The sequence below is a fragment of the Roseivivax isoporae LMG 25204 genome (genome assembly GCF_000521865.1).
GTDB classification, from domain to species: domain Bacteria; phylum Pseudomonadota; class Alphaproteobacteria; order Rhodobacterales; family Rhodobacteraceae; genus Roseivivax; species Roseivivax isoporae.
Genome location: NZ_JAME01000030.1, coordinates 48,583 through 61,060, shown reverse-complemented (window position 1 = coordinate 61,060; position 12,478 = coordinate 48,583). Strand labels below are relative to the sequence as shown.

Here is a 12,478-nt window from a genome sequence, read left to right as displayed (position 1 = left end):
CGACCGGCTCGCTGCCGCCCGAGGGCGCGGCCCCCGCCGCGCCGCGCGCGCAGTCGACGCCCTACGGCATGGAAGTCACGGATTTCATCCTGCACGGGCTGACCGACCGGCTGGCCGCGTCCTGCGACTATGCCCGCCGGCGGCAGGCCGTCGCCGAGTGGAACGCGCGCGAGACGATCCTGAAACGCGGCATCGCGCTCACGCCCGTGAAGTTCGGAATCTCGTTCACCCTGACCCACCTCAACCAGGCGGGCGCGCTGGTGCATGTCTACCAGGACGGATCGATCGCCATGAACCACGGCGGCACCGAAATGGGACAGGGCCTGTTCCGCAAGGTGGCGCAGGTGGCCGCGCACCGCTTCGGCGTCGACGTGGCGGCGGTCAAGATCACCGCGACGGACACCGCCAAGGTCCCAAACACCTCGGCGACGGCCGCGTCGTCCGGGTCGGACCTGAACGGCATGGCGGTGCGCGCGGCGTGCGACACGATCCGCGACCGCATCGCGGGCCTACTCGCGGAACGGCACCAGGCCGACCCCGCCGCGGTCCGCTTCGAGGACGGGCGCGTGCACGTGGGCGGCGAGAGCTACGCCTTCGCCGAGGCCGTCAAGCTGGCCTACGAGAACCGTGTCAGCCTGTCGGCCACGGGCTTCTATCGCACCCCTGACCTCGCCTGGGACCGCATCCGCGGCCACGGGCGCCCTTTCTTCTATTTCGCCTACGGCGCGGCCTGCACGGAGGTGGCGGTCGATACCCTGACGGGCGAGTACCGGATGCTGCGGACCGACATCCTGCACGACGCCGGCGCCTCGCTGAACCCCGCGATCGACCTGGGCCAGGTCGAAGGGGGCTTCATCCAGGGCGCGGGCTGGCTCACGACCGAGGAGCTCGTCTGGGACGACAGCGGCCGCCTGAGGACGCACGCGCCCTCGACCTACAAGATCCCCGCCTGCTCGGACGTGCCCGAGGTGTTCAACGTCGCGCTCTGGGACGGCGAGAACCGCGCCGAAACCATCTACCGGTCGAAGGCAGTGGGAGAGCCGCCGCTCATGCTGGGCATCTCGACCTTCCTCGCGCTGTCGGACGCGGTCGCCGCGTGCGGGCCGGGTTATCCCGCGCTGGACGCGCCGGCCACGCCCGAACGCGTCCTCGCGGCGATCGCCCGGGTGCGCGCATGAGCTTCGACCTCGAGGCGCTCAAGGCCGCGGTCGCGCGGCACGGGCGCGTCGCGCGCGTCGTCATCGCCGAGACGCGCGGCTCGGTGCCCCGCGGCGTCGGCACGGCGATGCTCGTCTGGGAGGGCGGGCAGTCCGGCACGATCGGCGGGGGCGCACTGGAATACGAGGCGACCGCGGCGGCGCTGGCCCGCACCGGGATCACGCGGCACGCGCTCGGCCCCGCGCTCGGCCAGTGCTGCGGCGGCGCGGTGACACTCCTGACCGAGCACTACGTCGCCGCGGCGCTTGCCGACCTCGATCCGCGCGTGATCGCGCGCGGCCCCGGCGAGATGCCGCCGGCGGTCCGGCGGTTGATCGAGGCGGGCACCGCCCCGGCGCCCCGGCTCGTCGAGGGCTGGATGGTCGAGCCGGTGACCGACGCGGCGACGCCGCTCTGGGTCTGGGGCGCGGGCCATGTCGGCCGCGCGGTCGTGGCGGTCATGGCGCCCCTGCCCGGCCTCGCCATCACCTGGGTCGACACCGACGCCGCGCGCTTTCCCGAAACCGTCCCCGAGGGCGTGACGACAGTGCCCGCGGCCGAACCCGAACGGCTGGTGCCGCGCGCCCCGCACGACGCGATGCACCTCGTGCTGACCTACAGCCACGACATCGACCTGGCGCTCTGCCACGCGCTCCTCGGCCACGACTTCGCCTTCGCGGGGCTGATCGGGTCCGAAACCAAGCGCGCGCGGTTCGCCAGCCGGCTCTCGGCGCTCGGCCATGACGCTGCCCGGATTTCGCGCATCTGCTGCCCGATCGGGCAGAAATCGCTCGGCAAGCATCCGCAGGCCATTGCCCTCGGCGTCGCCACGGATCTACTGGATCGAAAAAACGCAAGGGACGGTGCCACGTGGCCGCGCCACTCCTCAGCCTGACCGGCCTCACCAAGGCCTATCCCGGCGTCGTCGCCAACGACGACGTGTCCTTCGCCATCGGCGAGGGCGAAATCCATGCGCTCCTCGGCGAGAACGGCGCGGGCAAGTCGACGCTGGTCAAGATGATCTACGGCCTCGTCAAGCCCGACGCGGGCGAGATGCAGCTGGGCGGTGCGCCCTACGCACCCTCCGAGCCTTCGGCGGCGCGGCGGGCGGGCGTCGCGATGGTGTTCCAGCACTTCTCGCTCTTCGACGCGCTGAGCGTGGCCGAGAACGTCGCCCTCGGGATGGAGGCGCCGCCCAGGACCCGCGACCTCGCCCGCCGCATCCGCGAGGTGTCCGAGGCCTACGGCCTGCCGCTCGACCCCTTCCGCGTGGTGGGCACGCTGTCGGCGGGCGAACGCCAGCGGGTCGAGATCGTGCGCTGCCTCCTGCAGGAGCCGCGGCTCCTGATCATGGACGAACCGACCTCGGTGCTGACGCCGCAGGAGGTGTCGATCCTCTTCGACACGCTGCGCCAGCTCCGGGCCGAGGGCCGGTCGATCCTCTACATCTCGCACAAGCTCGAGGAGATCCGCGCGCTCTGCGACACGGCGACGATCCTCAGGCTCGGCAAGAAGGTCGCGACCTGCACCCCGGCCGAGGTCTCGGCGCGCGAGCTGGCCGAGATGATGGTCGGCGCGAGCTTTGCCGCGCCCGTGGCGCGCCCGCGTGCCAGGGGCGAGGTTCTGCTCGAGGTGGCGGGCCTGTCGCTGCCGGCGCCGGGCGCTTTCGGCACGCCCCTGCGCGACATCAGCCTGACGCTCCGCCGGGGCGAGGTGCTGGGCATCGGCGGCGTCGCCGGCAACGGTCAGGACGAGCTCCTGGCCGCGCTGTCGGGCGAACGGCTGGCCCCCGCGGGCAGCGTCCGGCTCTCGGGGCAGGACGTGAGCCGCAAGGGCCCCCTCGCCCGGCGGGACGCAGGCCTGCTCTCGGGCCCCGAGGAACGGCTGGGACATGCCGCCGCGCCGGACATGAGCCTGACCGAGAACGCGGTGCTGACCGCGGCGCGGCGCGAGGGGCTGCTCTCGCGCGGCTTCGTCAACTGGGGCCGCGCGCGCGACTTCGCGCAGACCGTGATCGACCGGTTCGACGTGCGCACGCCCGGCACCGGCACGGCGGCGCGCGCGCTTTCGGGCGGGAACCTGCAGAAGTTCGTCATCGGCCGGGAGATCCTGCAGCGCCCGGAGGTGCTGGTGGTCAACCAGCCCACATGGGGCGTCGACGCCGCCGCGGCGGCCGCGATCCGGCAGGCGCTCCTCGACCTCGCCGAGGCCGGCGCCGGGATCATCGTGATCAGCCAGGACCTCGACGAGCTCATGGAAATCTCCGACCGGTTCGCGGCCCTGAACGAGGGTCGCCTGACCTCGGCGCGACCCGTGGCGGACCTGTCGGTCGAGAAGATCGGCCTGATGATGGGCGGCGCCCACGACATGGAGGCCCCGCATGCCCATGCCTGAGCCGACACCCGCGCGCGGGGACCGCGCATGATCGTCCTCGAAAAACGCCGTCAGCCCTCGCGCCACTGGATGCTGGCCGCCCCTGTCCTCGCGGTGCTGCTGACCATGGTCGTGGGCGGCGCCATGTTCGCCGCGCTGGGCGTCGCGCCGCTCGAGGCGATCCGGACGATCTTCTGGGATCCGCTCTTCGACCCGCAGTTCGCGGCCTATTCGCGGCCGCAGCTCCTCGTGAAGGCGGGGCCGCTCATCCTCATCGCCATCGGGCTGTCGCTGGGCTTCCGCGCCGGCATCTGGAACATCGGCGCCGAGGGCCAGTACATCATGGGCGCGATCTGCGGCGCCGCGGCGGGGCTCGCGGTCTACCCGTCCGCCTCCGTCCTCGTGTTCCCGCTGATGGTCGTCGCGGGGGCGCTCGGCGGCTGGGCCTGGGCGATGATCCCCGCCTTCTTCAAGACGCGCTTCGGCACGAACGAGATCCTCGTGTCGCTGATGCTGGTCTACGTCGCCGAATCGATCCTCGCCTCGGTCTCCTCGGGCCTGTTGCGCAACCCCGAGGGGCGCGGTTTTCCGGGCTCGCGCAACCTGTCGCAATGGGACGCCGCTGCGAACCGCGAGCTGATCGCCGGCACCGGCCTGCACTGGGGCGTGGTCGCGGCCTTCATCGCCGTGATCCTCGCCTACATCCTGCTGACGCGGCACATCCAGGGCTTCAACATCCGCCTCTCGGGCGAGGCGCCGCGCGCGGCGCGTTTCGCGGGCGTGAACCCGGCGCGGGTGGTTATCTTCTGCCTCGGCACCGCGGGGGCGCTCGCGGGGCTCGCCGGGCTCTTCGAGGTGGCGGGGCCGGCCGGGCAGATCTCCATCGACTTCAACTCGGGCTACGGCTTCACCGCGATCATCGTGGCCTTCCTCGGGCGGCTGCATCCGGTGGGCATCCTGCTCGCCGGGCTCCTGATGGCGCTGACCTATATCGGCGGCGAGCTCGCGCAGCTGATGCTCGGCCTGCCCGGCGCGTCGATCCAGCTCTTCCAGGGGATGCTGCTGTTCTTCCTCCTGGGCGTCGACGTCCTCACGAATTACCGGCTGCGCCTCGGCAGGGGAGAAAAGGCCTGATGGAAAGCATCAATCCCGTCCTGCTGATCGCGTCGGTGATGCTGTCGGCGACGCCGCTCCTCCTCGCCGCCATCGGCGAGATGGTGGTGGAACGCGCGGGTGTCCTGAACCTCGGGGTCGAGGGCATGATGATCACCGGGGCGGTCGTGGGATTCGCCGTCGCGGTCAGCACCGGGTCGGCCGCGACGGGCTTCGCCGCGGCGGCGCTGGCGGCCGCCGCGCTGTCGCTCACCTTCGGCGTCCTCACGCAGATCTTCCTGTCGAACCAGGTGGCGACGGGTCTCGGGTTGACGCTCGTGGGCCTCGGCCTCTCGGCGCTCATCGGCAAGCCCTACGAGGGGATGAAGTCGCCGGTCCTGCCGCGGCTCGATCTCGGACCGCTCTCGGACCTGCCGGTGGTGGGCCGGATGCTCTTTACCCACGACGCGGTGGTCTACCTCTCGCTCCTTCTGGTCGCGGCGGTCTGGGCGTTCCTGCGCTACACGCGCGCGGGCCTCGTGCTGCGCGCGGTCGGCGAGAACCACGAGGCCGCGCACGCGCTCGGCTACAAGGTGGTGCGCATCCGGCTTCTCGCGATCTTCTTCGGCGGGGCCTGCGCGGGGCTCGGCGGCGCCTATCTGAGCCTCGTGCGCGTCCCGCAATGGACCGAGGGAATGACCGCGGGGGCGGGCTGGATCGCGCTCGCCATCGTGGTCTTCGCCTCGTGGCGGCCGTGGCGCGTCCTGGTCGGCGCCTACCTCTTCGGCGGCGTCACCGTGCTGCAGCTGAACCTGCAGGCGGCCGGCGCGCAGGTGCCCGTGGCGCTCCTGTCGGCGTCGCCCTACCTCGTGACCATCGCCGTCCTCGTCCTCATCTCGGCGCGCGGCGCGCATGCCGCGCCCGCCTCGCTCGGCCGGCCGTTCCATGCCACGCAGTAGGGCCGCCGCACGCGCGCTGCGCACAAGGGACCGTGGCGCGCGGGTTTTCCGGCATGCCCGGCCCGCACGGCCTTGCCCCGGGCGGGCGAAAGCGCCGATGATCCGATCCGAAAACTGACAGAAGAACAGGGGAGATTTCCATGCTTCGCAGAACCCTACTCGCCACCGCGGCTCTGGCGCTCGCCGCCGGCGGCGCGCTGGCCCAGGACGATCCCGTCAAGGCGGGCTTCATCTATGTCGGCCCGATCGGCGACGGCGGCTGGACCTACGAGCACGACCAGGCCCGCCTCGCCCTCGAGGAGCATTTCGGCGACCAGGTCGAGACCGTCTACCAGGAAAGCGTGCCCGAGGGCGCGGACGCCGTGCGCGCGATCACCCAGATGGCGCTGTCGGGTGCCGACATCATCTTCACCACCTCGTTCGGCTACATGGACCCGACCATGGAGGTCGCGGCGAAGTTTCCGGACGTGAAGTTCGAGCACGCCACCGGCTACAAGCGGTCGGACAATGTCGGCACGTACTCGGCCCGCTTCTACGAGGGCCGCGCGGTGCAGGGCCTGATCGCGGGCCGCATGACCGAGACGAACAAGGTCGGCTACATCGCGTCCTTCCCGATCCCCGAGGTCATCCGCGGCATCAACTCCGCCTACATCCACGCCAAGAAGGAAAACCCCGACGTCGAGTTTTCGGTCGTCTGGGCCTACACCTGGTTCGATCCCGCCAAGGAGGCCGACGCCGCCCGCGCGCTGATCGAGAACGGCGCCGACGTCATCCTGCAGCACACCGATTCGACCGCGCCGCAGGCCGCCGCGCAGGAGGCGGGCAACGTCATCACCTTCGGCCAGGCTTCCGACATGGCGGAATACGCGCCGTCGCCGCGGGTGTCCTCGATCATCGACAACTGGGCGCCCTACTACATCGACCGCGTGCAGGCGGTCATCGACGGCACCTGGGAAAGCGACGACACCTGGGACGGCATCGGCCCCGGCATGGTCGGGATCGGCGAGATCAGCTCGGCCGTGCCCGAGGACGTCAAGGCCGACGCGCTCGCGCTGAAGGACAGCATCGCCTCGGGCGAGTACCACCCCTTCACCGGACCGCTGAACCGCCAGGACGGATCGGTCTGGCTCGAGGAGGGCGAGGTCGCGGACGACGAGACCCTGCTCGGCATGGACTTCTACGTCGAAGGGCTGACGGGCGAGATCCCGAACTGAGCCACGGATCCGGGCGCGCCTGCCGCGCCCGGCGCCTTTTCCGCCCGGCGGCACCGCCGGGCGGTCAATCCTCGCCCTGCCTCCGCGCAGTCCCGTCGAGCCATGACAGCGCCGCGAAGGACAGCCCGAGCGCCAGCACCGCCGCCGCAAGCCCCATCAGGAGCACGCCCGTGACCGAGTCGAGCTCGAGCACGATGAGCTTGCGCACCACGGCGAGGATGCCGATCACGAGGATGCTGCGCACCTGCGCGAAGCCGCGCTGCCCGCTCGCCATCAATTGGACCGAGTTCGCGAGCTCGAGCGCGATGACCGCGCCGAGCAGAAGGTCGAAGAGCGTCTGGAGCGTGCCGTAGGTCACCGCCCCGCGCGTGTCGCGCGCGACCTGCACCACCTCGCCGAGGAAGGCCGCCACCGCCAGAAGCACCACCGCGGCCGCCCCCACGAGCAGCAGCACCGCCACGAGCCGCGAGAAGGCCGAGAACACCCGTTGCGTCACCTGTTCCATGCCCCCGAGCTAGGGCGCCCGGGCGCCCTGTCCCGCGCCGCTCAACCGCGCGGGCGGTCCGGCTCTGCCGGCGTGCCGCGCATCATCTGCGCCGCCTGACCGTCGAGGAGGTTCGGCACCAGCCGTTCCGAGAACCCAGCCATCACGCAGATGAAGCTCAGCCAGTAGGGATCGAACCGGCCCGCGCCGATCGGCAGGGCGGTGCCGCTCGGCGGCTGGAAGAGCCCTGTCAGCACGCCCGAGCGGAAGCCGAAATAGATCACGAGCGCGCCCATGGCGCCCACCAGCACCCGCTGCGCGCCGTAGACCCAGTGCATCATCTGGGTGACGGTCGGATCGACCTCCATGCTCTGCAGCCGCACCGTGGTGGAGAAGAGCGCGCCGACCGCGCCCATCATCACCGCGAGGGAGAACTCCTTGACGTCGAAGGCGAAGGCCGAGACGTAGCTCGACCGCGCGAAGCTCAGCGCGCCGACGATGGCAACGGCCACGAGGATCACGTTGATCATCAGGTGCACGACCCGCGCGCGGTTGGCGATGCGCGCGGCCAGCCGCTGGCGGAGCGAGACGAGCGAGGCGGCGGCCTCGTTCTCGTGGCCGAGCAGCGCCTGCGCGATGCAGCGTGCCAGTTCGCGTTCGTAATGCACGAGGTCCGCGCGGCGGCGGGTCTCGACCGGCACGACCCACCAATGCGGGCGCAGGGTGTGGATCAGGTGGTTGAAATCGGCGATGCCCTCGCCGATCCGCAGGTAGATTCCCTTCTGCTCGCGCGCGAGGTCGGGATCGTCGGAGAAGAAGGGCGAGATGCCCGCGTCGGTGCGGTAGATCTTGAATTCGTCCACGGCCCAGAGGATGTCCCGCACCAGCCGACCGCGCGGGTCCCTGCGCCCCGCCTGGAGATCGTCGAGCCGGAAATCGCGGGCCGGTTCCGGGCGCTTCATGGTCCCGTCTGGCATGGTGCAATTCCTTCCTCAAATATCCCTTCGTTCTATCATGGGTTGAAGGTGACGCAAGGTAAGGCAAACCGGACGTCGGCGCGGCAGGATCTCAGCCAGGGCGGTTTTCGTCGCGCGCGGGCGCCGCGCCCATCAGGTTGCAGCCGAGCGTGACCCGCATGGCCGCGACAAGGTCGTCGGCCGAATCGGCGGTGACGTACTGCCCGCCCGTCGCGTCGGCGAGGCAGCGCGCCACCGAGGCCACCGTGTCGTCCGGCGCGCCGCGGCTGCCCCAGCGCACGGGCCCCGGCCGCAGGCGAAAGCCCACCACGTGCACCGTCAGGTCGCGCCCCGCCGCGGCGAGGTGGCTCGCCAGCCGGCAGGGGGCGCCGCCGCAGGTCTCCTTGCCGTCGGTGATGAGCAGGATCGCGCCCGGACGGTTGCGGTAATCGAGGACCTCCGCCGCGCGCAGCACCGCGTCGGTGAGGGGTGTGGCCCCCGCGGGCCAGAGCGCCTCCACCGCGCCGATGATCGGGTCGGCGGCCCCCCAGACCGGCCCGAAGCGCAGGTGCACGTTGTCGCAGACCGGGTTTCCGCCCGGCCCGTAGACGATGAGCCCCAGCCGCCGGGTGCCCGCGATCCCCGGGATCGCCTCGCGGACCGCGCGGCGCGCCTCGATGATCCGGGGCGCGCCCGAGGGATCGAAGCCAATCTCGGACATTGACCCCGAGCCGTCGAAGACGATCATGGCGTCGTCGGTGCAAAGCTCGGAGGCGCGGCCTGCGGGCGCCATCAGGCAGCCCGCGAGAAGCGCCGCCCGCAGGCCCCGCAGCCCCGCCGCGAGCCCCCCTCCCGTCCTGCCCGGCCTTTCGCGCATGGGCGCTCTCCGCAACCGAACCCCGATCGTCCGAGCTTAGCAGAGACCGCCTTAAGGTTGCGTGCTTTCTGCCGCTGACCACCCGACCGCGCGGCGGTGGTCGCCAAACGCGTTCGCGCCGCTAGGATTCCGGGCAAGGCAAGTCCACGAGGGGAATGACAGCCATGCAGAAACTCCAGGTGCAGGGCGTGCACCACATCACGCTCACCGGCGCCGACCGGCAGACCAGCATCGATTTCTGGGAAGGCGTGCTGGGCATGCCCTTCGTGTTCGACCAGCCCAATCTCGACGATCCGGACGAGGGGCACCTCTACTTCGACCCGGGCGACGGGCGGCTCATCACCATCTTCACCAACGAAGCCCGCAAGCCCGTGCACCGGCGCACGCCCACCGATCCGGGCTGCGTGCACCACATCGCGTTCAACGTCAGCCGCGCGAGCTGGCTGCAGGCGGTCAAGCGGCTGGACGCGCGCGGCATCGGCCATTCGGGCCCGAAGGACCGCGGGTTCATGGACTCGATCTACTTCAAGGATCCGCTGGGCCTGCTGATCGAGCTCGCGACCTACAAGTTCGAACCGCCCGTGGGCTGCACCCATGCGGACGTGATGATCGAGGCGCACCGCATCCGCGTCTCGCGCGGCGACCACCACATCGCCGAGGAGCACCTGGCCGACGCGATCGAACTGCTGGTCACGCGCCGGCAATCGACGCTGTCTGACGACCGCGCGCCCAAGGACCCCTATGCGCGCTGAGCGGGCGGCCCCTTCCGTCCGCGCGCCCGCCCCGGCATCGTCGCGGTCGGACCACGGGAGATGCCCATGACGACCACGCTGACCACGCCGGACGGATCGGCCGTTCCGCCCTATGCCTTCGGCACGATGCAGTTCGGCGGGCGCGCCGACGAGGCGCAGAGCCGGGCGCTGTTCGATGCGTGCCGCGCCGCGGGCATCCGGCATTTCGACACCGCCTGGGTCTATACCGAGGGGCGGTCCGAGACCTTGCTCGGCCGGTTCGCCGCGGCCGAGCGCGACGCGCTCTTCATCGCCACCAAGGTCGCCAACACCCCCGGCTGCGGGCGGGCGGCGATTCGCAGCCAGTTCGACACCTGCCGGTCGCGGCTCGGGATGGACCGGATCGACCTTCTCTACCTGCATCGCTTCGACCCGGACACGCCGCTCGAGGAGACGATCGGCACGCTGGCCGAGCTGCAGGACGAGGGCCTCGTGCGGCACCTGGGGCTGTCGAACTCCGCCGCGTGGCAGGTGATGAAGGCGCAGGCCATCGCGACGCGCCTCGGCACGCGCATCGACGTGCTGCAGCCCATGTACAACGTGGTCAAGCGGCAGGCCGAGGTCGAGATCCTGCCCATGTGTGCCTCTGAGGGCATCCTGCCCGTGCCCTACTCGCCGCTCGGCGGCGGGCTCCTGACCGGCAAGTATGCCGCGGGCAGCTCAGGCCGGCTGACCGAGGACACGATGTATGCCCGGCGCTACGGCGCGCCCGAGATGCACGCCGCGGCCGCGGGTCTGGCCGAGATCGCGCGCGACGTGGGGATCGATCCGGCGACGCTCGCGGTCGCATGGGTGGCACGGCACGCGGCGCGGCCCGTGCCGATCCTCTCGGCGCGGTCGGTCGAACAGGTCGCCCCCTCCCTCGCCGCGATGGGCTTCGACATGGACGACGCGCTCTACGCGCGGATCTCGGCGCTGATGCCGCCGCCGCCACCCGCGACGGACCGCAGCGAGGAGGCCTGAGCGTCGCTCAGGCCCGCCCGCCCTCGGCCGACAGGGCCAGCGCCGCGACGCCGATCGATTGCAGAGCGGCCTCCCACTTGCGGGCGTCCGGCGTGCGGAAGACGAGCTCGGGCGTCGCGTCGCAGACGAGCCAGCCGTTCTGCGCGAACTCCGATTCGAGCTGGCCGGGGCCCCAGCCGGCGTAGCCCAGGCACATCAGCCGGTCGGTCGGCCCGGTGCCGCGGCCGATCTCCTCGAGGATGTCGAGCGTCGCTGTCATGTGAAAGCTCTCGTTCACCTCGAGCGTGGTCACGACCGAGGTGTAGTCCGGCGAGTGCAGCACGAAGCCGCGGCCGGTCTCGACCGGGCCGCCGAACCGCACCTGTTCCTCGGTCAGGTCCTCCCCGCCCTCGATGGACAGCTGCTCGAGCAGGATCGCCATGTCGATCTCGGGCGCGGGCTTGTTCACGATCAGCCCCATCGCCCCTTCCTCGGAATGGGCGCACATGAACACCACGCTGCCGGAAAATCGGGAATCGCCCATCCCCGGCATGGCGATCAGGAGCTTCCCGGTGAAGTCCGTGGGACTGTCGTCGGACGGCATGAGTGGCTCCGATGCGGTCATGCCCCGCAGCATGACGGCTCGCATCCGCGGGCGCAAGGCCGCGTCCCGCGGGCGGGGACGGCATGTCGCACTCGGCCGCCTGTCGCCGGAACGTGACTTTCCATTTCAGCGCGGCTGCGCCAATCCTCGCGCCATGTTTGACCGAACCCCGTCCAGGACTGCCCGCATCGCGCGCGCGCTTGCCGTTCTCTGCCTCGTGGCGGCACCCGTCGCGCGCCCGGCGCCCGCGATGGCGGAGGAAGCGATCTCGGCCGAGCTGCGGCCGGGATGGCGGCGCCCCGACGGCACGCATGTGGCGGCGCTGGAACTGCGCCTCGCGCCCGGCTGGAAGACCTACTGGCGCGCGCCGGGCGACGCGGGCATCCCGCCGGTCTTCGACTGGTCGGGCTCGCGGAACGCGCGCACGCTCAGCATCGCCTGGCCCGTGCCGCACGTGTTCCGCCAGTCCGGCATGCGGTCGGTCGGCTATTCCGACCGCGTGGTGCTGCCGCTCATGATCTCGCCGGGCGCGCCCGGCGACGTGGAGCTGTCGGCCGAGATGCAGCTCGGCGTCTGCAAGGACATCTGCCTGCCGGCGACGCTGCGGATCTCGGGCACCCTTCCGGGCGCGGGCGCCCGGCCGGACCCCGTGATCGCGGCGGCGCTCGCGTCGCGGCCCTTTTCGGCCTCCGAGGCGGGCGTCCGCGGCGTGACCTGCCGCGTGGCGCAGGACGGGCACGCGCTGCGGCTGACCGCCGAGATCGAGATGCCGACGCTCGGCCGCGACGAGGAAACCGTGATCGAGGCGCGCAATCCCGAGGTCTGGGTGGCCGAGCCCGACACGCGCCGCGCCGGCGGCACGCTGACCGCCGAGACCCGCCTCGAACACGTGGACGGACGGCCCTTCGCGCTCGACCGCTCGGGGCTGCGCATCACCGTGATCGCCGATGGCCAGGCGGTGGACATCCACGGCTGCACCGGCTGACGCC

Annotated in this window: 13 protein-coding genes; 9 read left to right on the top strand and 4 right to left on the bottom strand. The window is 71.5% G+C overall.

Annotated elements, in window-relative coordinates; translation table 11 throughout:
• From RISW2_RS17360 to RISW2_RS17335, 6 genes are all read left to right on the top strand, one after another.
• A partial coding sequence (locus RISW2_RS17360) for a molybdopterin cofactor-binding domain-containing protein (protein ID WP_043773525.1) occupies positions 1-1,178 on the top strand: 1,178 nt, incomplete at its 5' end.
• A complete protein-coding gene (gene xdhC / locus RISW2_RS17355; protein ID WP_043773524.1) occupies positions 1,175-2,092 on the top strand; it encodes a xanthine dehydrogenase accessory protein XdhC in 918 nt (305 codons plus the stop codon). The genes RISW2_RS17360 and xdhC, both read left to right, overlap by 4 nt.
• The gene (locus RISW2_RS17350; protein WP_043773523.1) at positions 2,068-3,591 is read left to right on the top strand and encodes an ABC transporter ATP-binding protein; all 1,524 of its coding nucleotides are present in this window, start codon (positions 2,068-2,070) and stop codon (positions 3,589-3,591) included. The genes xdhC and RISW2_RS17350 overlap by 25 nt, the downstream gene beginning before the upstream one ends.
• A 27-nt stretch (positions 3,592-3,618) precedes the next feature.
• Positions 3,619-4,704: an ABC transporter permease gene (locus RISW2_RS17345; protein ID WP_043773522.1), complete on the top strand. Its 1,086-nt coding sequence runs from the start codon at positions 3,619-3,621 to the stop codon at positions 4,702-4,704.
• Positions 4,704-5,621, top strand: coding sequence for an ABC transporter permease (locus RISW2_RS17340; RefSeq protein ID WP_043773520.1), 918 nt, complete (start codon positions 4,704-4,706; stop codon positions 5,619-5,621). Before RISW2_RS17345 ends, RISW2_RS17340 begins: the two co-directional genes overlap by 1 nt.
• A 140-nt stretch (positions 5,622-5,761) precedes the next feature.
• Positions 5,762-6,835, top strand: coding sequence for a BMP family ABC transporter substrate-binding protein (locus tag RISW2_RS17335; protein WP_043773519.1), 1,074 nt, complete (start codon positions 5,762-5,764; stop codon positions 6,833-6,835).
• Positions 6,836-6,899: 64 nt separating this feature from the next.
• Here the strand turns inward: RISW2_RS17335 and RISW2_RS17330 are convergent, their stop codons facing one another.
• From RISW2_RS17330 to RISW2_RS17320, 3 genes are all read right to left on the bottom strand, one after another.
• Positions 6,900-7,340, bottom strand: coding sequence for a phosphate-starvation-inducible PsiE family protein (locus RISW2_RS17330; RefSeq protein WP_043773518.1), 441 nt, complete (start codon positions 7,338-7,340; stop codon positions 6,900-6,902).
• 41 nt (positions 7,341-7,381) lie between these two features.
• Complete coding sequence (locus RISW2_RS17325; protein WP_043773517.1) at positions 7,382-8,296, bottom strand: hypothetical protein; 915 nt, start codon at positions 8,294-8,296, stop codon at positions 7,382-7,384.
• A 91-nt stretch (positions 8,297-8,387) separates the two neighbouring features.
• On the bottom strand, positions 8,388-9,152 hold the full coding sequence (locus RISW2_RS17320) for a vWA domain-containing protein (protein ID WP_244437623.1): 765 nt from the start codon (positions 9,150-9,152) through the stop codon (positions 8,388-8,390).
• Between the two features lie 164 nt (positions 9,153-9,316).
• On the opposite strand from RISW2_RS17320, the gene RISW2_RS17315 reads away from it, so the two are divergent.
• A complete protein-coding gene (locus RISW2_RS17315; protein ID WP_043773516.1) occupies positions 9,317-9,904 on the top strand; it encodes a VOC family protein in 588 nt (195 codons plus the stop codon).
• A 66-nt stretch (positions 9,905-9,970) separates the two neighbouring features.
• Positions 9,971-10,906 carry an aldo/keto reductase gene (locus RISW2_RS17310; protein ID WP_043773514.1) on the top strand — a complete coding sequence of 312 codons (936 nt, stop codon included), beginning with the start codon at positions 9,971-9,973 and terminating at the stop codon, positions 10,904-10,906.
• A gap of 7 nt (positions 10,907-10,913) precedes the next feature.
• Here the strand turns inward: RISW2_RS17310 and RISW2_RS17305 are convergent, their stop codons facing one another.
• A complete protein-coding gene (locus RISW2_RS17305) occupies positions 10,914-11,489 on the bottom strand; it encodes a YqgE/AlgH family protein (protein WP_043773534.1) in 576 nt (191 codons plus the stop codon).
• A 154-nt stretch (positions 11,490-11,643) separates the two neighbouring features.
• On the opposite strand from RISW2_RS17305, the gene RISW2_RS17300 reads away from it, so the two are divergent.
• A complete protein-coding gene (locus RISW2_RS17300; RefSeq protein ID WP_051492126.1) occupies positions 11,644-12,474 on the top strand; it encodes a protein-disulfide reductase DsbD domain-containing protein in 831 nt (276 codons plus the stop codon).
• Positions 12,475-12,478: the final 4 nt, after the last annotated feature.

Coding starts and splice junctions, on each gene's coding strand:
- xdhC (WP_043773524.1), top strand. CDS start 1,175: ATGAGCTTCGACCTCGAGGCGCTCAAGGCCGCGGTCGCGCGGCACGGG.
- RISW2_RS17345 (WP_043773522.1), top strand. CDS start 3,619: ATGATCGTCCTCGAAAAACGCCGTCAGCCCTCGCGCCACTGGATGCTG.
- RISW2_RS17340 (WP_043773520.1), top strand. CDS start 4,704: ATGGAAAGCATCAATCCCGTCCTGCTGATCGCGTCGGTGATGCTGTCG.
- RISW2_RS17335 (WP_043773519.1), top strand. CDS start 5,762: ATGCTTCGCAGAACCCTACTCGCCACCGCGGCTCTGGCGCTCGCCGCC.
- RISW2_RS17330 (WP_043773518.1), bottom strand. CDS start 7,340: ATGGAACAGGTGACGCAACGGGTGTTCTCGGCCTTCTCGCGGCTCGTG.
- RISW2_RS17325 (WP_043773517.1), bottom strand. CDS start 8,296: ATGCCAGACGGGACCATGAAGCGCCCGGAACCGGCCCGCGATTTCCGG.
- RISW2_RS17320 (WP_244437623.1), bottom strand. CDS start 9,152: ATGCGCGAAAGGCCGGGCAGGACGGGAGGGGGGCTCGCGGCGGGGCTG.
- RISW2_RS17315 (WP_043773516.1), top strand. CDS start 9,317: ATGCAGAAACTCCAGGTGCAGGGCGTGCACCACATCACGCTCACCGGC.
- RISW2_RS17310 (WP_043773514.1), top strand. CDS start 9,971: ATGACGACCACGCTGACCACGCCGGACGGATCGGCCGTTCCGCCCTAT.
- RISW2_RS17305 (WP_043773534.1), bottom strand. CDS start 11,489: ATGCCGTCCGACGACAGTCCCACGGACTTCACCGGGAAGCTCCTGATC.
- RISW2_RS17300 (WP_051492126.1), top strand. CDS start 11,644: ATGTTTGACCGAACCCCGTCCAGGACTGCCCGCATCGCGCGCGCGCTT.